This is a genomic window from Marinobacterium sp. xm-m-312, assembly GCF_013283295.1.
GTDB lineage: Bacteria > Pseudomonadota > Gammaproteobacteria > Pseudomonadales > Balneatricaceae > Marinobacterium_E.
The window spans coordinates 231,909-251,707 of the sequence record NZ_WBYS01000001.1 but is presented as its reverse complement, the minus strand read 5'-3'; the positions used below and the strand labels follow the sequence as shown (position 1 = coordinate 251,707).

At 48.2% G+C, this 19,799-nt stretch carries 23 protein-coding genes; 9 read left to right on the top strand and 14 right to left on the bottom strand.

What is annotated here, in order from left to right:
* Positions 1–3: 3 nt before the first annotated feature.
* Genes rng through XMM312_RS01250 form a run of 5 tightly spaced genes read right to left on the bottom strand, consistent with a single transcriptional unit; the run spans position 4 to position 4,470 of the window.
* Complete coding sequence (gene rng, locus XMM312_RS01270) at positions 4–1,482, bottom strand: ribonuclease G (protein ID WP_173483910.1); 1,479 nt, start codon at positions 1,480–1,482, stop codon at positions 4–6.
* Positions 1,483–1,493: 11 nt separating this feature from the next.
* Positions 1,494–2,078, bottom strand: coding sequence for a nucleoside triphosphate pyrophosphatase (locus XMM312_RS01265; protein WP_173488566.1), 585 nt, complete (start codon positions 2,076–2,078; stop codon positions 1,494–1,496).
* A complete protein-coding gene (gene mreD, locus XMM312_RS01260; protein ID WP_173488565.1) occupies positions 2,078–2,569 on the bottom strand; it encodes a rod shape-determining protein MreD in 492 nt (163 codons plus the stop codon). The genes XMM312_RS01265 and mreD overlap by 1 nt, the downstream gene beginning before the upstream one ends.
* Positions 2,562–3,398, bottom strand: a complete 837-nt coding sequence (mreC, locus tag XMM312_RS01255; protein ID WP_173488564.1) for a rod shape-determining protein MreC — start codon at positions 3,396–3,398, stop codon at positions 2,562–2,564. Before mreC ends, mreD begins: the two co-directional genes overlap by 8 nt.
* 34 nt (positions 3,399–3,432) lie before the next feature.
* Entirely contained in the window at positions 3,433–4,470 is a 1,038-nt protein-coding gene (locus XMM312_RS01250) for a rod shape-determining protein (protein ID WP_173480503.1), read from the bottom strand.
* Between the two features lie 195 nt (positions 4,471–4,665).
* On the opposite strand from XMM312_RS01250, the gene gatC reads away from it, so the two are divergent.
* From gatC to XMM312_RS01225, 5 genes are read left to right on the top strand one after another with little or no spacing between them, the layout of a single operon-like run.
* Complete coding sequence (gene gatC / locus XMM312_RS01245) at positions 4,666–4,953, top strand: Asp-tRNA(Asn)/Glu-tRNA(Gln) amidotransferase subunit GatC (RefSeq protein WP_173488563.1); 288 nt, start codon at positions 4,666–4,668, stop codon at positions 4,951–4,953.
* Positions 4,954–4,972: 19 nt separating this feature from the next.
* Positions 4,973–6,424, top strand: a complete 1,452-nt coding sequence (gene gatA, locus XMM312_RS01240; RefSeq protein ID WP_173488562.1) for an Asp-tRNA(Asn)/Glu-tRNA(Gln) amidotransferase subunit GatA — start codon at positions 4,973–4,975, stop codon at positions 6,422–6,424.
* 10 nt (positions 6,425–6,434) lie between these two features.
* Positions 6,435–7,886, top strand: coding sequence for an Asp-tRNA(Asn)/Glu-tRNA(Gln) amidotransferase subunit GatB (gene gatB / locus XMM312_RS01235; RefSeq protein WP_173480500.1), 1,452 nt, complete (start codon positions 6,435–6,437; stop codon positions 7,884–7,886).
* Between the two features lie 12 nt (positions 7,887–7,898).
* A complete protein-coding gene (locus XMM312_RS01230; RefSeq protein WP_173480499.1) occupies positions 7,899–9,269 on the top strand; it encodes an FAD-binding oxidoreductase in 1,371 nt (456 codons plus the stop codon).
* Entirely contained in the window at positions 9,269–9,448 is a 180-nt protein-coding gene (locus XMM312_RS01225) for an oxidoreductase-like domain-containing protein (protein WP_173480498.1), read from the top strand. The genes XMM312_RS01230 and XMM312_RS01225 overlap by 1 nt, the downstream gene beginning before the upstream one ends.
* Here XMM312_RS01225 and XMM312_RS01220 read toward each other — a convergent pair.
* Positions 9,417–10,100: a DUF3108 domain-containing protein gene (locus XMM312_RS01220; protein ID WP_256368148.1), complete on the bottom strand. Its 684-nt coding sequence runs from the start codon at positions 10,098–10,100 to the stop codon at positions 9,417–9,419. The genes XMM312_RS01225 and XMM312_RS01220 overlap by 32 nt on opposite strands.
* A 209-nt stretch (positions 10,101–10,309) precedes the next feature.
* Positions 10,310–10,732, bottom strand: a complete 423-nt coding sequence (locus tag XMM312_RS11635) for a cold-shock protein (RefSeq protein WP_371731415.1) — start codon at positions 10,730–10,732, stop codon at positions 10,310–10,312.
* 176 nt (positions 10,733–10,908) lie between these two features.
* Here XMM312_RS11635 and XMM312_RS01210 point away from each other — a divergent pair, with 176 nt between their 5' ends.
* On the top strand, positions 10,909–11,118 hold the full coding sequence (locus XMM312_RS01210; RefSeq protein ID WP_173480496.1) for a SlyX family protein: 210 nt from the start codon (positions 10,909–10,911) through the stop codon (positions 11,116–11,118).
* 24 nt (positions 11,119–11,142) lie between these two features.
* On the opposite strand, the gene XMM312_RS01205 is transcribed toward XMM312_RS01210, so the two are convergent.
* The 5 genes from XMM312_RS01205 to mpl are packed head-to-tail and all read right to left on the bottom strand — an operon-like array spanning position 11,143 to position 15,424.
* Positions 11,143–11,919, bottom strand: a complete 777-nt coding sequence (locus XMM312_RS01205; RefSeq protein WP_173480495.1) for a class I SAM-dependent methyltransferase — start codon at positions 11,917–11,919, stop codon at positions 11,143–11,145.
* A complete protein-coding gene (locus tag XMM312_RS01200) occupies positions 11,919–12,731 on the bottom strand; it encodes an undecaprenyl-diphosphate phosphatase (protein WP_173480494.1) in 813 nt (270 codons plus the stop codon). Before XMM312_RS01200 ends, XMM312_RS01205 begins: the two co-directional genes overlap by 1 nt.
* On the bottom strand, positions 12,728–13,417 hold the full coding sequence (gene tsaB, locus XMM312_RS01195) for a tRNA (adenosine(37)-N6)-threonylcarbamoyltransferase complex dimerization subunit type 1 TsaB (protein WP_173480493.1): 690 nt from the start codon (positions 13,415–13,417) through the stop codon (positions 12,728–12,730). Before tsaB ends, XMM312_RS01200 begins: the two co-directional genes overlap by 4 nt.
* A 10-nt stretch (positions 13,418–13,427) precedes the next feature.
* Positions 13,428–14,048: a flavin prenyltransferase UbiX gene (locus XMM312_RS01190; protein ID WP_173480492.1), complete on the bottom strand. Its 621-nt coding sequence runs from the start codon at positions 14,046–14,048 to the stop codon at positions 13,428–13,430.
* Positions 14,049–14,056: 8 nt separating this feature from the next.
* Positions 14,057–15,424: a UDP-N-acetylmuramate:L-alanyl-gamma-D-glutamyl-meso-diaminopimelate ligase gene (gene mpl / locus XMM312_RS01185; RefSeq protein WP_173480491.1), complete on the bottom strand. Its 1,368-nt coding sequence runs from the start codon at positions 15,422–15,424 to the stop codon at positions 14,057–14,059.
* A 129-nt stretch (positions 15,425–15,553) separates the two neighbouring features.
* Between mpl and XMM312_RS01180 the strand changes: the two genes are divergently transcribed.
* From XMM312_RS01180 to XMM312_RS01170, 3 genes are all read left to right on the top strand, one after another.
* Entirely contained in the window at positions 15,554–16,534 is a 981-nt protein-coding gene (locus XMM312_RS01180) for a class 1 fructose-bisphosphatase (RefSeq protein ID WP_173480490.1), read from the top strand.
* 80 nt (positions 16,535–16,614) lie between these two features.
* Positions 16,615–17,148 (top strand): inorganic diphosphatase, encoded by a 534-nt coding sequence (gene ppa, locus XMM312_RS01175; protein WP_173480489.1) that lies wholly within the window; start codon positions 16,615–16,617, stop codon positions 17,146–17,148.
* Between the two features lie 102 nt (positions 17,149–17,250).
* On the top strand, positions 17,251–17,811 hold the full coding sequence (locus tag XMM312_RS01170; RefSeq protein ID WP_173480488.1) for a hypoxanthine-guanine phosphoribosyltransferase: 561 nt from the start codon (positions 17,251–17,253) through the stop codon (positions 17,809–17,811).
* A 4-nt stretch (positions 17,812–17,815) separates the two neighbouring features.
* Here the strand turns inward: XMM312_RS01170 and XMM312_RS01165 are convergent, their stop codons facing one another.
* Together XMM312_RS01165 and XMM312_RS01160 are read right to left on the bottom strand one after the other, a co-directional pair.
* Entirely contained in the window at positions 17,816–18,583 is a 768-nt protein-coding gene (locus XMM312_RS01165) for a ParA family protein (RefSeq protein WP_173480487.1), read from the bottom strand.
* Between the two features lie 3 nt (positions 18,584–18,586).
* Entirely contained in the window at positions 18,587–19,630 is a 1,044-nt protein-coding gene (locus XMM312_RS01160) for a DUF2333 family protein (protein ID WP_173483329.1), read from the bottom strand.
* Positions 19,631–19,799: the final 169 nt, after the last annotated feature.

Genomic DNA, 19,799 nt, shown 5'->3' with positions numbered 1-19,799 from the left:
CCGCTACCTCAGAACCACATCAAAGTGTTCTGGGTTGTAGTGAGTGTCGCTCTGGAAGCGAATCGTTTTCCCAATAAACGACTCCAGTTCAGCGACATGGTCTGATGCATCATCCAGCAAGTAATCAACCACGGCTTTAGCCGCAATGACCAAATAGGAGTCGGTATCGTAGGCCCTATGTTGACGCAAGATCTCTCGAAAGATTTGATAGCACACCGTCTCAGGCGTGCGAATCATGCCTCTACCTGAACAGGTCTCACAGGTTTCACACAGAACCTGCTCTAAACTCTCACGAGTACGTTTACGCGTCATTTCAACCAGCCCCAATTCGGATACGCCAGTCACTTTGCATTTAGCGTGGTCTTTATCTAGCTGTCGCTGAAGAGTTCGCAAAACTTGACGCTGGTGTTCTGGGTCTTCCATATCGATAAAATCGATAATAATAATGCCACCCAAATTACGAAGCCTCAGTTGTCGACCAATCGCCGTCGCAGCCTCCAAATTGGTTTTAAATATCGTCTCTTCCAAATTGCGATGACCGACAAAAGCGCCGGTATTGATATCAATCGTGGTCATCGCTTCGGTTTGGTCAAAGATCAGGTAGCCACCCGACTTAAGCTCAACCTTGCGACCCAGAGCCTTCTCCATCTCCTCTTCAACGTTAAAGAGGTCAAAAATAGGACGTTCACCTGGGTAGTATTCCAGCTTCGATTCAATTTCAGGAACTAGTGTGCGAGCGAAGCTTTGTGCACGCTGAAAGGTCTCTTTAGAGTCAATTCTGATACGTTCAATTTCAGAATGAGTCATGTCTCTGAGTGCTCGCATATTGAGCGGCAGGTCCTCATAGACGGTTGCCGGCGCTTTCGCCCCCTTAACTCGGTTCTGAATACTCTCCCACAAGCGATGCAAGAAACTGATATCGGCTTTTAATTCCAACTCTGTCACACCCTCAGCGACGGTGCGCAGAATGTAGCCATACTCAGGCTCAGCTGTCTCATCGTCAGAATTGATCAACTCAGATCTGAGAATCTGCTTCAAGCGATCTCGTTCTTCTTCATCTTCAATTCGTTGAGAGACCCCAATATGAGAGGCATCTGGCATTAAGACCAGATAGCGTGATGGAAGAGATATATGGGTCGTCAGGCGGGCTCCTTTACTGCCAATAGGATCTTTAGTCACTTGTACTAGCAGTGATTCGCCTTCACGCAACACCTGAGCAATGGAAAGAGCAGCACGTTCATCCGGTGTCAGAGACTGATCAACCACTTCATCAACGTGTATAAAAGCAGCTCGCTCAAGCCCCACATCGACAAATGCAGCCTGCATGCCCGGAAGCACTCGAACCACTCGCCCTAAATAGATATTACCTAAAATCCCGCGACGCTTTGCACGCTCAACATAGATCTCTTGCGGCATGCCATTTTCAATGACTGCGACTCGAGTCTCCATCGGTGTGAAGTTAATTAGTATCTCTTCACCCAAAACCTTACTCCTTACTCAACAGACCCTTGGGTCCACGCTGAGAATCCAAATTTTTCTAAAATCTTTCCAGTTTCAGCGATCGGCAAACCCACGACTGCGCTGTAACTTCCCTTAATCTCTTTGACAAACAGTGCACCCATGCCCTGAATGCCATATCCACCCGCTTTATCCTGAGGTTCTCCGCTGAACCAATAGCGCTCCATATCTCTCTCATTGACAGGATAGAAGCTAACCTGAGTAATCACCACTTCGCTGCGAGTCTGTTGACCATCAGTAATAGCGACCGCCGTCATAACCTGATGTTGATTACCCGACAGGCGTTTAAACATAGTAAAGAAGTGGTCAGGACTTTCAGGCTTCCCTAATATCTGATTATCGATCACTACACTGGTATCGGAACCTATTACCAGAGCCCCTGGGTAGTGTTTTGCAACTGCTTTGGCTTTATTGCGTGCCAGGCGGTTTACATAATCCTCAGGTGTTTCCTCGCTAAGTGGTGTCTCATCGATATGAGCCGGATGAACTTCTGGAGAGATCCCTATCTGTTTTAATAACTCTAGTCGCCTAGGTGACTGAGAGGCCAAAACCACGTTCATTAGTTCAAATCCAAGGATCGTGCCAAGCGACGCAAAGACATAAACACGAATGGCCAGAGAAGCGCACTGGTCAAAGCCGGCACAAGAAACAGCAGTGTATCAGCAGAATTTCCCACCAGACCTTGCATCCAATAGTAGATCAATTGATTAAGCCCCACCAACAGCAGCAACACAAAGGACTGCTGAAGCATTGGAAACACTCTTAACCGACTGTGCAGTAACTGTGTAATGAAGGCAATCAGAGTCAGAGATAGAGCACCTAAACCAAGCACTGAGCCTCGCATTAAGTCCAGTAATAGCCCAATAAAAAACGCATAGACTAAGCCAACACGATTGGGGGCCCAAATAAGCCAAAAGAAAAGAACCAACAGAACGAAGTCTGGCCGGAACCACTGCAGAGAGCTATCCAAAGGAAATTGACTCAGCGTTATTGCTAGCAGAAAAGTAGCTAGAGTGACAAAAAAACCACCGCCAGAGGCTTGATCACTCACTCTCCAACCTCTCTAACCCATTCACCTGCTGAACCAAAAGCAGATAGCGGCTCTTATCAAGCGTTGCCGTTGGCTTTGCTCTAACCACTGCAAAGGAACGACCAGGCTCCTGTCTAAATTCGGTTATCTCAGCGACAGGGTAACCCATTGGAAAGACGCCGCCCAACCCTGAGGTAACCAACAGGTCACCAATACGAATATCTTCAGTATTGGGGATGTGGTCCAGTTTGAGCTCAGTAGTGGATCCACTACCGAGCGCAAGGGTACGGAAACCCGTACGTAACAGTTGAACAGGCACAGAGGATCTAGAGTCAGTCACCAACATGACTCGACTGGTGACGGGCGCAAGATCAACGACAAGACCCATGATACCGCCGGAGTCCAGTGCAGGTTGCCCAATAACAACTCCATCCTGTTCACCGCGGTTAATCAATATTTCATGCTGAAAAGGGTCAGAGCTAACGCCGATCAACTCAGCCATCTGAACCTCTTCCTCCACTTTCTGGCGAGCATTCAGCAAAGTTCTTAAACGGCGATTTTCACTGGCAAGAGTCGCGTTTTGTAGCACTTTTTGTTCTAGCAGAATGGCTTCTGTTCGCAACTCATCATTCTCTGCAATCAGTGTGGCACGACTGACCACCACATCTGAAACGCCACCTGCCATTTTGACTGGCAAATCCACCAACCACTGCAAGGGGGTAGCAACAAGGTTTAGATAGGCTTTGCCTTCACGAAATTTGTTGGAGGTAAGATCGAGCGCTACGATAGAGAGCGCTACGATTATGAGAAGAGTAAACAGCAAACGCGACGGACCACTTTTAAAGATCATGACTTTAAACCCTTCGCGTTGCCGTTATTAAAGATCAGTCACGTGACAGTAACTCAAAACCCTGTTTATCCAGTATCTCAAGTGCTTTACCGCCACCACGGGCCACACAGGTCAATGGATCTTCTGCCACAATCACAGGAAGGCCGGTCTCTTCCGTCAGAAGGCGATCAAGATTTCTTAGCAGTGCACCACCGCCTGTCAAAACAATACCGTGCTCAGCAACGTCCGCTGCCAATTCAGGTGGACACTGTTCTAGTGCACCTTTAACGGCTTGAACAATCGACTGAAGAGGCTCTTGAAGGGCTTCAAGAATCTCATTCGAGTTAAGCGTGAACATGCGAGGAATACCCTCTGCCAGGTTACGACCACGAACATCAATCTCTAGCACTTCAGGTGCTGGGTAGGCTGTACCTATCTCTTGTTTGATTCGCTCGGCTGTCGCTTCACCGATCAAGCTTCCATAATTACGACGAACGTAAGTAACAATCGCCTCGTCAAATCGGTCACCGCCGACACGAACAGATTCAGAGTAGACGATACCGCTCAACGAGATCACCGCAATCTCAGTGGTACCGCCACCGATATCGACCACCATCGAACCGGTTGCTTCATCAACTGGGAGACCAGCACCGATCGCAGCCGCCATTGGCTCTTCGATCAGGTAGACCTCTCGAGCACCTGCACCTACTGCAGACTCTTTGATTGCTCGACGCTCAACCTGAGTTGACTTACAAGGCACACAAATCAGAACACGAGGCGATGGACGAAGAAAACTGTTGTTGTGAACTTTACTGATGAAGTACTGAAGCATCTTTTCAGTCACGTGGAAATCAGCAATAACACCATCTTTCAATGGACGAATAGCGGTAATATTGCCTGGCGTTCTACCCAACATTCTTTTTGCATCGGTACCGACAGCCGCTACGGTCTTCTGGTTGCCTTGCTGGCGGATAGCCACTACAGATGGCTCATCTAGCACGATCTCACTATCTCGAAGATAGATCAGCGTATTGGCAGTTCCCAGGTCGATGGAAAGGTCGCTAGAAAAGAGACCACGAATCTTTTTAAACATTGGATTTAAAACCTTATAAGCGATGACTTTAGAAGCCAATTCATTAATCAAAGAATGTTAGCAACGACGGGGATTTTGGGCAAGGCGCAAATGTGATAGATTACGCGCCATCACAATGTTTTTACGAAACTATTTTCCACTTCTTACAGCCGCAAAATAGTTTCAATCACACCATTTAAAGAAAGAAGGTTAAGCATGTCCATCGATCGCTCCGATGTTGAACGTATTGCCCATCTTGCCCGTTTAGAGCTGAACGAGCAGGATATTCCGGCCTACACCGAAAACCTAAGCAGCATTTTAAATCTTATTGATGAGATGCAGCAGATTGATACAGACGGTGTGGAACCACTGGCACACCCACTGGATGCAGTCCAACGCTTGCGTGCTGACGAAGTTACCGAGTTGAATCAACGAGATAAACTTCAAGCGGTTGCACCAGCTGTTGAAGAGGGGCTTTTCCTTGTCCCTAAAGTCATTGAGTAACAGGATTCGGATTAGAGATATGTTTGAAAAAACACTGAGCGAACTGGCTCAAGACCTTCGCAATGGCACTGTGAGCAGTGTTGAGCTTACCCAAGCGTTTATCGATCGCATCAACCGTTGTGACAGCGAGTACAACTCGTTCATCACCACCACCCCTGAACTGGCTCTGCAGCAAGCAAAAGCAGCTGATGAGAGTCTTGCAGCGGGTACTGCAGGCCCTTTCACAGGACTTCCGATCGCACACAAAGATCTGTTTTGTACAGAGGGTGTCAAAACCAGTTGTGGCTCCAAAATGTTGGACAACTTTGAGTCACCCTATGACGCTACCGTAGTTGCCAAGTTCAAATCAGCAGGCGCTGTAATGCTGGGTAAAACCAACATGGATGAGTTTGCGATGGGATCAACCAACGAGAGCTCTTTCTATGGTGCTTGTAAAAACCCTTGGGATACAAGCCGTGTACCAGGAGGCTCTTCAGGTGGTTCTGCTGCTGCAATCGCAGCACGACTAACACCTGCAGCAACAGGTTCAGATACAGGTGGTTCGATTCGCCAACCGGCAGCGTTCTGTGGCATTACCGGCATCAAGCCAACTTATGGACGCGTCTCTCGTTACGGCATGGTTGCCTACGCCTCTTCGCTTGATCAGGGCGGTCCAATGGCTCGCAGTGCTGAGGATTGTGCTCTTATGCTGAACGTCATGGCGGGACAGGACTCAATGGACTCAACCTCATCGGCACAACCGACTGAGGATTACACTGCGTCGCTCAACAACTCGCTTCAAGGCCTAAAAATCGGAGTTCCGAAAGAGTTTATGAGTGCCGATTTAGACAGTGCAATGGCGGCTCAGATTGAGACAGCGATCAAACAGCTTGAATCGCTGGGCGCCACAATCAAAGAGGTTAGCCTTCCGAATACACGCATGTCGATTCCGGCTTACTACATCATTGCTCCGGCGGAGGCATCGTCAAACTTGTCACGTTTTGATGGCGTACGTTATGGCTACCGTTGCGAGAACCCACAAGATTTGGAAGACCTCTATAAACGGACTCGTGGCGAAGGCTTTGGCTCTGAAGTTAAACGCCGCATCATGGTTGGAACCTACGCACTCTGTGCCGGCTACTACGACGCCTACTACAACAAAGCTCAACAGATTCGCCGTTTAATCCAACAAGATTTCATGCGCATCTTTGAAGAGGTCGATGTCATTGTTGGGCCGACAACACCAAGCCCTGCGTTTACCATTGGTGAAAAAGTGAATGACCCTGTCGCAATGTACATGGAGGACATCTTCACACTGTCGTTAAACCTGGCTGGTCTTCCCGGTATGTCCGTACCTTGTGGACAGGTAAACGGCTTGCCTGTTGGCCTTCAGTTGATAGGGAACTACTTTGACGAAGCTCGCCTATTGAACGTAGCTCACCAATACCAACAAAATACAGAGTGGCACACCCTGTCACCGGTTACGGCATAAGGAGATCGATATGGAATGGGAAACAGTTATCGGTCTAGAGATCCACGTTCAGCTCGCGACCAATACGAAAATATTTTCAGGTGCTAGCACTGCCTTCGGTGCCGAACCCAATACACAAGCGTGCGCCGTTGATCTGGCATTGCCGGGCACACTGCCGGTATTCAACGATGGCGCACAGAAAATGGCCATCATGTTTGGCTTAGCGATTAATGCCGAAATCGGTAAACGTGCCGTTTTTGAGCGCAAAAATTACTTCTATCCAGATCTTCCCAAGGGTTACCAGACAACCCAACTAGAAGCACCTATTGTTGGCGAAGGTTACGTCGATATTGAAACGGAAGATGGCGAACGTCGTGTTCGTATTCATCACGCTCACCTAGAGGAAGATGCCGGAAAATCCTTACACGAAGATTTTCACGGCCAATCCGGTATCGACCTTAACCGAGCCGGTACACCTCTAGTCGAAATTGTCTCTGAACCCGATATGCGCACCTCTAAAGAGGCCGCTGCTTACGCTCGCAAGATCCATGCGATTGTAACCACTCTTGGCATCTGTGACGGTAACATGGCCGAGGGCTCAATGCGTTGTGACTGTAACGTCTCCATTCGCCCAAAAGGCAGTGACACCCTAGGTACTCGCACCGAGCTCAAGAACATCAACTCGTTCCGCTTCATTGAGCGCGCAATCGACACCGAGGTAGAGCGTCAAATCGACTTAATCGAAGATGGCGGCACAGTAGTACAAGAGACTCGTCTTTACGATCCAGACAAAAACGAGACTCGAAGCATGCGCTCGAAAGAGGATGCTAACGACTACCGTTACTTCCCTTGCCCAGATCTACTTCCTGTCGTGGTCGATGATGCCTATGTAGAAGCCATTCGTCTAACGCTTCCAGAACTGCCGGACGCACGAAAAGAGCGTTTCATCAGTGAACTGGCTCTGTCTGAATACGACGCTGGTGTTCTGTCAGCTTATCGCAACCAAGCGGACTACTTTGAGTCAGTGGTTGAGTGTTGTGGCGATGCCAAATTGGCTGCTAACTGGGTGATGGGAGAGTTGGCCAAAAACTTAAACGCAGCCGATCTAAGCATTGATAACAGCCCTGTTAGCGCAGAGCAGTTAGGCGGTCTTCTGGTTCGCATCAAGGACAACACCATCTCTGGCAACATTGCTAAGAAAGTCTTTGAAATCCAATGGAACGAAGGCGGTACCGCCGACGAAGTGATTGAAGCCAAAGGGTTGAAGCAAGTTACTGACACCGGTGCGATAGAGACAATGATCGACGAGGTCATTGCCAATGCGACAGCACAGGTTGAGCAATACAAAGCCGCTGAACCAGAGAAACGCGGCAAAATGTTAGGTTTCTTTATGGGCCAGGTCATGAAAGCATCCGGTGGCAAAGCCAACCCTGGTGCGGTCACCGGCATACTTAAATCTAAACTGGATGCTCTTTGCGACTAACAGGTAAACACTATGTCTGAACTACTGAATGCAATCCACGCCATTGTAGGTGATAAAGGTCTCATCACCGACGAGCGTGTTGCTCAACGACCTAATGAGAGTTGGAGTAAAGGCAGCTGTCCGGCGAAAGCGGTGATTCGACCCGCGTCGACGGAAGAGGTCTCAAAAGTGCTCGCCCTGTGTCACGAGGCAAATCAGACCATCATTCCACAAGCCGGCATGACCGGCTTAGCGGACGCGACCAAAGCGACTGAAGGGGATTTTGTTCTAAGCCTTGAGCGCATGCGTTCCATTGAGCAGTTAGATACCCAAGGTGCCACTGTGCTCGTTCAAGCCGGTGTGGTTGTTGAGGATCTTCAAAATGCAGCAGCCGAGCACGACCTCCTTTTTGCAGTAGATTGGGGTGCTCGGGGTTCAGCACAGGTTGCAGGAATGCTTGCAGCCAACGCCGGTGGCAATAAGGTTATTCGCTACGGTATGGCACGTGATCAAGTTCTCGGTCTAGAGGTGGTGCTAGCCGATGGCACCGTCCTAACCAATCTTAAAGAGACACTGAAAGATAATACCGGATACGACCTAAAACAGCTGTTTGTCGGCTCAGAAGGAACTCTAGGTATTATCACACGCGCCGTTTTGAGACTTTGGCCTTCAGCGCCAGCACGTCAAACCGCACTGGTCGGCGTCGAGAGTTTTGATAACGCACTCTTACTGCTTAACACGCTGAAACAGAAACTCGAAGGTAAGCTCTCGGCATTTGAAGCGATGTGGAACAGTTTCTATAGCTTTATGGTTAACGAAACCGGTAATCATCAAAAGTTTATTGATGACTCCCTACCCTACTACATCCTAGTAGAGTCAGAGTGTGTCGATGACACTCGCGGAAAAGAGCAGTTCATTGAGGTGCTTGGCGAACTTCTAGAACAAGAGGTCATTGTCGATGCTGTGATTGCCGAAAGTCAGCAGCAGTCAGCGGCACTCTGGGCAGTTCGAGATGACATTGAGGCGATGGTTCAAGCCTTCAGTCCTCTGATTCCTTACGATATCAGCCTACCGTTGCGTCATATGGAAGCCTACACAAACGAAGTCAAAGAGGCACTGTCAGAACAGTTCCCTGAATCGACCTGCCTGACCTTTGGGCACCTTGGCGATGGCAACATTCACTTCTGTGTAGGTCCGGTCAGCGATAAAAAAGCGATCGACACGGTAGTCTATAAGATCCTAGAGAAATACAAAGGCTCTGTTTCGGCAGAACACGGCATTGGACTGAGTAAAAAGCCCTATATCCAGCTAAGCCGAAGTGAAGCTGAACTCGCCGTCATGCGCAGTATTAAAGCCGCTCTGGATCCTAAAGGGATTCTAAACCCTGGGAAGATTATTGGCTGATGAGCTCGATAGACTCTCTTCAGGAACCGATTCCACCAGGGGATTACGACTGCTGCGAAAGTGGTTGTGAACCCTGCGTTTGGGATATCTACTATGCAGATAGAGCCGCATGGCAAAAGCAGCAGGCAGCACAAAAATCAGCAGAGACTAAGGAAGATCAATCAACTGAAGGCGATTGATCTTCTCTCCTTCTCGTTGCTCAAATGAGTACAGAAGGTTATTTAATTCAGGAATTAAGCCGACCTTTTCAATTTTATCACCATCGACCCTTTGCCAAGTTTCCAGAACCAAATCCTTATCACGGCTCTTAATTAAAGAGTCCTCACCTTTAACAAAAACAACCTCCGAAACCCCTTTCGACTTCACAAGAGGTATCTTCAGCGTTTCAATAGATTCACCGCAACTAGTCGCTGCTTGAAGCTGAAGGATGAAGGTCAAAGGATCCTGAAAACCCTGCGGAAGCTCCAACTGAGACGTCTTACCTTTTCTATTCACTTCAGCCGTTGCGCCATTGAACTGAATGGTCGTTTTACGCGCCCCAAGCCCTTGCTGTTCAAAGAGGTAATTAATCGGAACGATGCCTTGCTCATCAACAATAAAATGGCTCTCCTCCTCTAGCGAAGCCAGTAGAACAGAGACAGACTGAAGCAATGTGAACTGACCTGAATCTGATTGAGAGATCGCTCGAGCCCCTTTCGCCCGAATACCATCAATTTCAACACGATACTCAAGAGTCTCGCCGACTCTGGATGCAAAATAATTCTGCATACATTGAGTGTCTGCCGACGCCAAAGAGCTGAGGAACAAAAAAAGTAGAGGATAGATTTTCATAAGATTTATTCTAACCCACTTAACTGAGTAGAAAATGAATACGCATACCATTCTGGGCATTCACAGCTCCTTTCCATCCGTGGAATCGCTGCATACCGTCCGTCCTGGACATTCACAGCTCATTTCCATCCATGGAATCGCTGTATACCGTCCGTCCTGGACATAAAAAAGGGTAGCTTGAGCTACCCTTGTGTTAGACGTCTTATTCATCACTCACGGATGATTGAAACATCCTCAGCTTGAAGACCTTTATCGCTGTCGTGCACATTAAAACGAACACGTTGGCCTTCGTTTAATGAACGGTGTCCACGGCCACGAATGTTACGGAAATGAACGAAAACATCATCTCCATTGGCACGAGTAATAAAACCGAAACCTTTAGAAACATTGAACCACTTAACAGTACCGACTTCACGACCATCATCGATGTCATCCTCTTCATCCGCACCGTTTACACGACGTGAAGATTGAGATGCTGATGCGGAGCCAGAGCTAGCCACAAGAGTACTGATGAAAACAGCCACAAACGAAACGGCAAGCACTGGTAAGTAGTGCGATTCCGCTTTAAAGAAGTGACCAGCAGCTGCGATAACACAGGCTGCAATTACGCTGATAATGATATTTTTAATCACTGATTAACCACCCATTGGAAATATTTCTTTGTATTTTTTGGAACAAACAAATTACTCTGTACGACATTAAAAAACCCGCACAGAAAGTGAGATATAACGTATTAGTTATATTTTTTCAACAACTTAGGGGTTTACGGCGGATAAATTAACCCAAAGAGTAAGAAGAACACGAAATTATGAGTGAATCGAACAGTCGTTTAGATGATCTGGAGAGTCGAATAGCGTTTCAAGAGGAAGCGATCGATCAACTGAGTGAAATCACCATTCGCCAAGCGAAAGAGCTGGATGAACTGCGACGCATGATTATGATTCTGAACGACCGTGTTAAGAACGCTGATAATAGTGGCTTTTCACCAGCGGCGGATGTGCCACCACCACACTATTAATCGACTCATTTAGCGGTTAACAAACTAACTGCCTAACTTGCGTCTCGCATAGATATCAAAACGCCCAGACTTACCCTCTAATGCATAGCTAGGCTTCGGTCCTTCAATAATAGGCGCCTTTCTTGGTCGCTTCACAACAACCCTTGCTGGGTCATGTTGCAAAGCGGCGTCTAGCAACTCTGCACTGTCCTGATCGGCACCCACAAGCGAGCGAAAGGCTAGCATCTCTTTTTTCACCTGAGCCGACTTATCCGTGTGAGGGAACATCGGATCGAGATAGATCACGTCGTACTGATTAGAGGTCGTTTGAAGGAACTCAACCGCTTGGAGGTGACTTAATGAGAGTCTGGCCAGAATCTCCTGCAACTCTGGATCGGATGAGAACTGAGCTCTGTGCAACCCATCTCTCAACAACGCATGAACTACTGGCACCCGCTCCACCATATCCACACGACAACCTAAGGTCGCCAGCACAAAACTATCACGACCCAGCCCAGCGGTCAGATCGGCTATGTAAGGGGTAAATGCAGAGGATACGCCACAAGCCTTAGCAATCTGTTGCCCTTTACCGCCACCAAAACGACGACGATGAGCCACCGCACCCGATTCAAAGTCTACTCGAATAGGACCGGGCGCTTTAGGGCCAAGCTGGACCAGCGACAGACCATCAAATCCCACCTGAAGTAGATAGTCGAACTCAGAACCTGATTGACCACTTTTTACCAAGGGAAGATTTAAGCCATTGCTAAGCTTTTCGGCTTCCGGAAGCAGTTCATGAGACTCAACGGAAAGACCAATCATCAGCGAGTCAAAGCCCAAACTGCGATCAAAGTAACACCTAGAATCAAACGATAGATTACAAAAGGACGCATGCCGATTTGATCAAGCAGCTTCAGAAACAGATGAATACACGCCCAAGCGCTGAGGGCCGCTACGAGTGCACCAACACCAATCATCTGCCAATGCGCGTCTGCGCCGATATCGATAAGCTCTTTACCCTTCAATAACCCTGCCCCCAGAATAACTGGGATTGAGAGCAAGAATGAGAAACGGGCGGCACTTTGACGATCAAATCCCAACATAAGCGCTGCTGTAATGGTGATACCCGATCGAGAGGTTCCAGGAATGAGAGCGATGGCCTGAGCTACACCAATCACAATAGCATCCTTAAAGCCGAGCTCTTTCATAATACGCGTCGCCTTATTGGTAGCGTCTGCCCAACCGAGTGCAAGGCCAAATAGAATGGTGGTGCCAGCAATAACCAAAATGGATCGACCATAGGTATCAATCCAGTCGCCCAACAGCAGGCCTGCTATGACAGCTGGGATCGTCGCAAATGCTACAAACCAACCAAGTTTCCCATCATCCGAGGTTCTACCAGCCAGAGTTAATGTTGACGCTGCCACAATCGACACCACTTCGCGCCGAAAATAGATGATGACAGCCGTCAGCGTGCCAACATGAACACCAACATCAAATGCTAATCCCTGATCACTCCAACCAAACAGCTGGGAGGGTAGAATCAAATGTGCAGAACTTGAGATCGGTAGGAATTCAGTTAACCCCTGTATCAGGGCCAATATCAGAGTATGTATCCAATCACTGAGCGTCACTGCTCACTCCTTTTTTTCCAAGTGCCCTCTCGAACATAAACGGGTAAAGCCTCTTCAGGCGGCACTTGATCACCCCTTTCTAGAGCTGACACTGCCATATTGAGCATACTCTCAGCCTGAGGGTACTGATCAGACAACACCCTACCCAAACCGTTTTGAACTAATGAATTCAACTGATCCAAGTAGTTAAGGCCTGGGCCAATTGCTACGCATTGAGAAACCTTTTCAGGCAGAACAACGGCTGAGGGTGCCGTCACCTGCTCCTCAGTCAAAGCAAAGATTGTGCCATTTTCCACCTTATAGACTGCCCAATAGACCTCATCCATTCGGGCATCCAAAGTCGATAGAATAAAGCCAGCCTCTGGGCATAATGCAAGCGCCTGATAAGCCAAGGTCTCAAGGGTCGATAGAGGGATCACAGGAGTATCAAAGGCGACTGCTAGCCCCTGTGTTGCTCCTGTTGCTATACGAATGCCGGCAAATGACCCTGGCCCGCGCCCAAAAGCGATCGCATCAAGCTCTTTTACCGATAGCTTGGCCTCTTCAAGAACACTTTCAACCATCGGCAACAGCAGTTGGGTATGCCCTCTGGGTACCACTTCAAACCGACAAATGCGCTGTTCGCCGTTTAGTAAGGCGACTGAACAGGCATCAGTTGAAGTATCTAGTGCTAGAACCTTCGTCATAATATTACTCTTAAATTAAATCTGAGCCCCAGGATGGCATGATCGATTGATCATAACCGAGCTGACTCAACACCCTTGCGACCACAAAATCGATCATATCTTCGACCGTGGTGGGTTTATGATAGAAACCTGGTGACGCCGGCAGTATGACCGCCCCCATGCGGGTCAACTTCAACATATTCTCAAGATGTATCTCAGAATAGGGAGCCTCTCGCGGCACCAAAATAAGTGATCGACGCTCTTTTAGGGCAACATCCGCAGCACGCTCAATCAGATTATTACTGGCCCCAGTCGCAATGGCTGACAGTGTTCCTGTTGAACAGGGACAGACCACCATCTGACTGGGAGCGCCTGAGCCTGAAGCGACAGGAGCAAACCACTGCTCTTTACCAAAGACTTTAATCTGCTCCGCTTTAGCACCCGTGAAATCAGTAAAAAACTGCTGCTGAGCATCAGGAGTCCCTGGCAAGCTGTGCTCTGTTTCAGCCGCGACAACAACTTGAGCCGCTTTGGAGACCATCACAAAGAGTTGAACGTTCTGCTGAACCAAGCAGTGCATCAAACGCAGTGCGTACTGAACCCCCGAAGCTCCGGTAATGGCTAGGGTTACTCTTGAGTCAAAATCTGCCACGGTTCACCTCAATGTGTCGTCGAAATAAGGAGTTGTTTAATTCGCTCGTGAATGCCTTCGAATCCACCGTTCGACATCACTACGATATGACTGTTGTGTTGTAGCTCTGATTCGAGAGACTCAAGCAGAAGATCAATGCTATTAAATACAGCCTGCCCGTCAAAGCCAGCAATCTGATTCTCTAAAGACCACCCCTGAGAATCCGGTTGATACCAAAAAACAGTATCAGCTTGCGCGGCGGATTCAGCTAACTGGCTCTTAAATACGCCTTGTTTCATGGTATTAGACCTTGGCTCGATGATGGCAATCAACTTCTCATCGTGCACTTTCGCTCTCATACCTTGCAAGGTCGTCGCAATAGCCGTCGGATGGTGAGCAAAATCATCATACAGAGAGACCCCTGAGAACTGACCTAACAGCTCCATGCGGCGCTTCACGCTTTTGAATTGGCTTAATGCCTCCGCACTCACTTCGGGGGTAATGCCAACGTGTCTTGCTGCCAACAGAGCATGCAGTGCATTGCGTTGATTGTGCTCACCGGTCAATTCCCAATCAACCCAGACAGGGGCCGTCTCTTTGACGCAAATTTGAAAACGCTGACCACCAGACTCTTGCTCACCGATTGCAGCACCAGAGTGACCAGGATTCATTGAAGTTGACTCTAACTCACTCCAACACCCCTGCTCTATCACCTGCTCGACTGCCGGAATATCCGAGGGGTAGATCACTCGCCCAGTAGCAGGCACCAAACGCATGAGGTGATGAAACTGCCTCTGAATCGCTGCAAGATCATCAAAGATATCTGCATGATCAAACTCTAAGTTATTAATCACCAGTGTTCTTGGGTTGTAGTGGACAAATTTAGATCGCTTATCAAAAAAAGCGGTATCGTACTCATCTGCCTCGATAACAAAAAAGTCGGTCTCTCCCAAACGAGCTGAGCAGTCAAAATCGAGCGGAACGCCACCAATCAAAAAACCAGGCTTCAACCCAGCGTACTCCAGAATCCATGCCAACATGGTCGCTGTGGTGGTTTTACCGTGAGTACCTGAAACAGCCAATACCCAACGATCCTTGAGCAAGTGATCATGTAACCACTGTGGTCCCGATGTGTGGTGAATCCCTCTCTCAAGCACCGCCTCAACACAAGGATTGCCGCGCGACATCGCGTTACCGACTATCACTAGATCGGGATTGGAGTCCAATTGAGTGGGATCGTAGCCTTGAATAATCTCAATGCCTAAGGTTTCAAGTTGCGTACTCATTGGCGGATAGACGTTCTGATCCGAACCGCTGACACGATAACCTAGCTCTTTGGCCAAAATCGCTAAAGAGCCCATAAAGGTGCCACAAATACCAAGAAAATGAAGATGCAAACCGGTGGTATCCCACAAAAAATTATAAAGATGGGCTTTAATTAACCGAAAAACCCATTTCGCACATGCAATAGCGTACCAACTTGCCTATAATTTTCACCATATTTCACACGACTAAGAGATTCTCTAATGCAGTTACTGAGCTCCTTCCTAAAGCACAACAAAACCGATGCAGACCTTGTAGAGGTGATCGAAGTCTTAATGATCGCCTGTAAAGAGGTTGCATTGCAGCTTCGCGAAGGCGCTCTGGCCGGCGTTTTGGGCACCAGCACTCTGACTAACGTACAGGGCGAGACCCAAAAGAAACTCGATATCGTTTCTAACGACATCATTAAAAAAGTCCTTCTGGATAATCGACTTGTTCGTGGCGTTGCCTCAGAAGAGGAAGAGGAGCCAGTTTGGGGATCTCGTGATGGTCGCTACCTTGTAACTTTTGACCCGCTGGATGGCTCATCAAACATCGACATCAACGTCTCGGTTGGCACGATCTTCTCAATCATCGAAGCCCCAAAACCTTGGGCTAAACAGGACACCAATGAGTTCCTCCAGCCAGGACGTAAGCAAGTGGCGGCAGGATACGTGCTTTATGGGCCTTCTGCAGTATTAGCCCTAACCACTGGTAGCGGCGTTAACATGTTCACGCTGGCTCATACCGGTGACTTTATCCTGACAGAGGAGTCGGTCAAAATTCCTGAAGAGACCAGCGAATTTTCGATCAACATGTCGAATAAGCGTCACTGGGAACCTCAGATGCAAGAGTACATCGACGATCTACTGCTTGGCGAAGAGGGTCCTCGCGAGAAGAACTACAACATGCGCTGGGTGGCCTCTATGGTGGCCGAAGTGCATCGCCTACTGACCCGTGGGGGCATCTTCACCTACCCATGGGACTCACGCGATCCGGGCAAACCGGGCAAACTACGCCTGATGTACGAAGGCAACCCAATGAGTTTCCTTATCGAGCAGGCTGGTGGCGTCGCTTCGACCTGTTACGAAGAGATTATGGATCTTAGCCCAGAGCACATTCACCAACGTGTATCCGTCGCGCTAGGTTCAAAACAGGAGGTAGAGATGTTGAAAGCCTACCACCGTAAGAAAAGTGAAAAATAGCGCTTAGTAGCATTTAGTTATATTACCAAGGTGCCTATAATGCGCCGCAGAAATTAATGAAACGTTCATAGGGAAACAACATGAGCTTTGAAAAAGTACCAGCGGGTAAAGACCTGCCAAACGACATCTACGTTATCATCGAGATCCCAGCTGAGAGCTCGCCTGTAAAATACGAGATCGATAAAGACTCTGACTCTATCTTTGTTGACCGCTTCATGGCTGCGCCAATGTTCTACCCAGCGAACTACGGCTACGTAAACAACACACTAGCTGACGATGGTGACCCTCTAGATGTACTTGTACTGACTCCACATCCAGTCATGACAGGTTCTGTTATTCGCTGTCGTCCAGTCGGCATTCTAAACATGACCGACGAAGCGGGTGAAGATGCGAAACTGGTTGCTGTTCCTCACGAGAAACTAAGCCAGGCTTACAACGACATCCATGACGTTGATGACCTGTCGCCACTTTTGAAAGATCAAATCTCTCACTTCTTCGAGAACTACAAGAAGCTTGAAAAAGGCAAGTGGGTTAAAGTTGAAGGTTGGTCTGACGCTGCTGCAGCTCGCGACGCGATCATCAAATCAGCTGAAGCTTACGAAGCAGCTAAGTAATTAGATAATTAAAAAGCCCGATCCGCTCTGCGGGTCGGGCTTTTTTGTATGTAACAGGTTAAACTTGTCGATTCAGTCAAGTTTAACCGCTCTGGAGCTAACATGAGCCGCCCCGATATTAACGAAATCAAGCAAGTTTACATTGAATCAGACTTGCTCTTTTCAAACTCTGAAGTCAACCAAGCGATCGACAAGATTGCTGATGAGATCACCGGCGAATATGCTGATCGCGATCCTGTCATCTTCACGATAATGAACGGCGGTCTTGTTATCTGCGGTCAGCTACTGACTCGCTTAGAGTTCCCTCTCGAAGCGGGCTACCTACATGCGACTCGCTACCGCAACACGACCTCTGGCCACGAACTAGAGTGGAAGGTTCCACCGATGATCGATTATCAGGGACGCGATGTGTTAGTGGTCGACGACATCCTAGATGAGGGACACACACTTCACGAAGTGATGAATCACCTCAAAGAGGGTGGAGCTAAAAGCGTGGCATCGGTCGTACTGATCGACAAAATACACGATCGCAAAGCCGTGCCTGGGATGAAAGCAGACTTCACCGGTCTAACCATACCGGATCGCTACATTTTTGGCTTTGGACTTGATTACAAAGGCTACTGGCGCAACGCACCCGGTATCTTTGCAGTCAAAGGTCTTTAGTAACCTACTGATTGATCTCATCAAACAGTAGGTTAAATGCCTCAGTCAATTTATGTTTGGCTGCCATGTGAACCAGTGGTTTAGCCAGCATATGACTCTCTTTCATTTTCACTGACGCAGGTAGCTTGGCGTTTAGCACCGGCAGATCTTGCTCCACGAGCGATTCAATGATCTGCCTAGGCAGCGACGCTCGTGGCTGAAACTGATTCACCACAATCCCTTCCAACACCAACTGCTCATTATGATCTTCACGCGTTTCGTTGATGTTATGCAGTAGGCTGTAAAGAGCTTGGCGTGCAAACTCATCACAATCAAAGGGGATCAAACAACGCTCAGCGGCGCAAAGTGCGGAGAGCGAAAAGAAGTTAAACGCTGGCGGCGTATCAATGTAGATCGCATCGTAATGGTCATCCAGAGCGTCACACAGATCTCTAAGCTTATAGATCTTATGTTTCGACTCTAACTTCGACTGCAAATCACCTAAATTCGGGTTACAGGGAATAATATCGAGATGATCGAATGGGGTCGCAAAACAGTAATCTTGTTCGGCCACTTTGTTCAGCTGAAAGCTCAATACCGACTCAAAGAAACTCTGTACATCGAGCTCTGGCGCATCGGAGTCATCACCCAACAGGTAGTGTGTTGAGTTACATTGCGGATCCAAATCGATCACTAGCGTTTTAAGTCCGCGAGCTGCACTGATAGCCGCCAAATTGACCGCGATACTCGACTTACCAACGCCACCTTTCTGGTTGAAAATAACTCGACGCATAAATTACCCCTGGGAGAGAAGATCTCTCAAATCAATAATGGCTGCATTAGCACGGGAAATGTATGAAGCCATCACCAAAGAGTGGTTGGCTAAAAATCCAAATTCGGTGCCGTTAAGAATAATGGGACTCCAGATGGTGCCCTGTGTGGCCTCTAGTTCACGAACAATCTGCTTCAACGAGGTGACCGCACTCTTCTTCTCAAGACTCTGTGCAAAATCCAACTCGATAGCACGTAAAATATGAATCAGAGCCCAGGCAGTTCCACGCGCTTCATAGAAGACGTCATCAATCTCACTCCAAGGCGTTTGTATCTCTAACTCTGAGGGCTGAGCCGTTGCTTGGGCGCCCCCCTGACTGCCGGCGAGATCGGTATTAATACGGCGCTGCCCAACGCTGGCACTTAAGCGCTGTGAAATACTACCCAGGCGAGTTGAAACGTCGCCCAACCAATCTTGAAGGTTATCGGCACGAGCATAGAACTGCGCCTGTGATTCATCCTGACTAGAGAGTTTGCCTTGATAGGCTCTTAATGAAACCAACGCATCTCGATACTCACTTTCACTTGAGGGTATCAACCAAGAGTTATTATCAAAGTGTAATTTGGGTTCCGCAGAGGCTAGATCCTTCTGTTCAGTCGACTGCGACTGAGAACGACTGAAGGTTTTGCGCATTGCTCGACTCAGGTCACGAATCTGCACAAGCACACCAAATTCCCAATTAGGCAGGTTATCCATAAGAACACCCGGCGGAAAACGATCATTGGAGAGGTAGCCACCTGGCTTGTTAAGAAGCGACTCTGTCAGTTCGATCAGTGTAGCGGTTGTGTAACTGCCGACCACCACCGTTTCATTTCGCTCGGCAGCGCTAGCTTCAGTCAACTGCTTCACATCAAATTCAGCTGGAGTCCAGCTCCAGAGAAAGCCCAATACAACCACCACCAATGAGTAGGCTGCCAGAGGCGCCAGCAACAGATAAAAGCGCTTCACTCCGAGCCGTTCCCGAAGACGATCAAGGAGATCCAACAGAGTTCTAAATAGACCTTTCATACACTACCTTTTGCGTAAATAAGCATCACAAAAATACAAATGCTGCACTGCACTATGACCTGTACAGCCCCTTGGGTCAATCCATCGATAAGTTGCTTAAAACAACCTCGTTTTAATATCAAAAGCTATTTTGCACAAATAATAGACAATTAACGTGTAGATAGCGTTA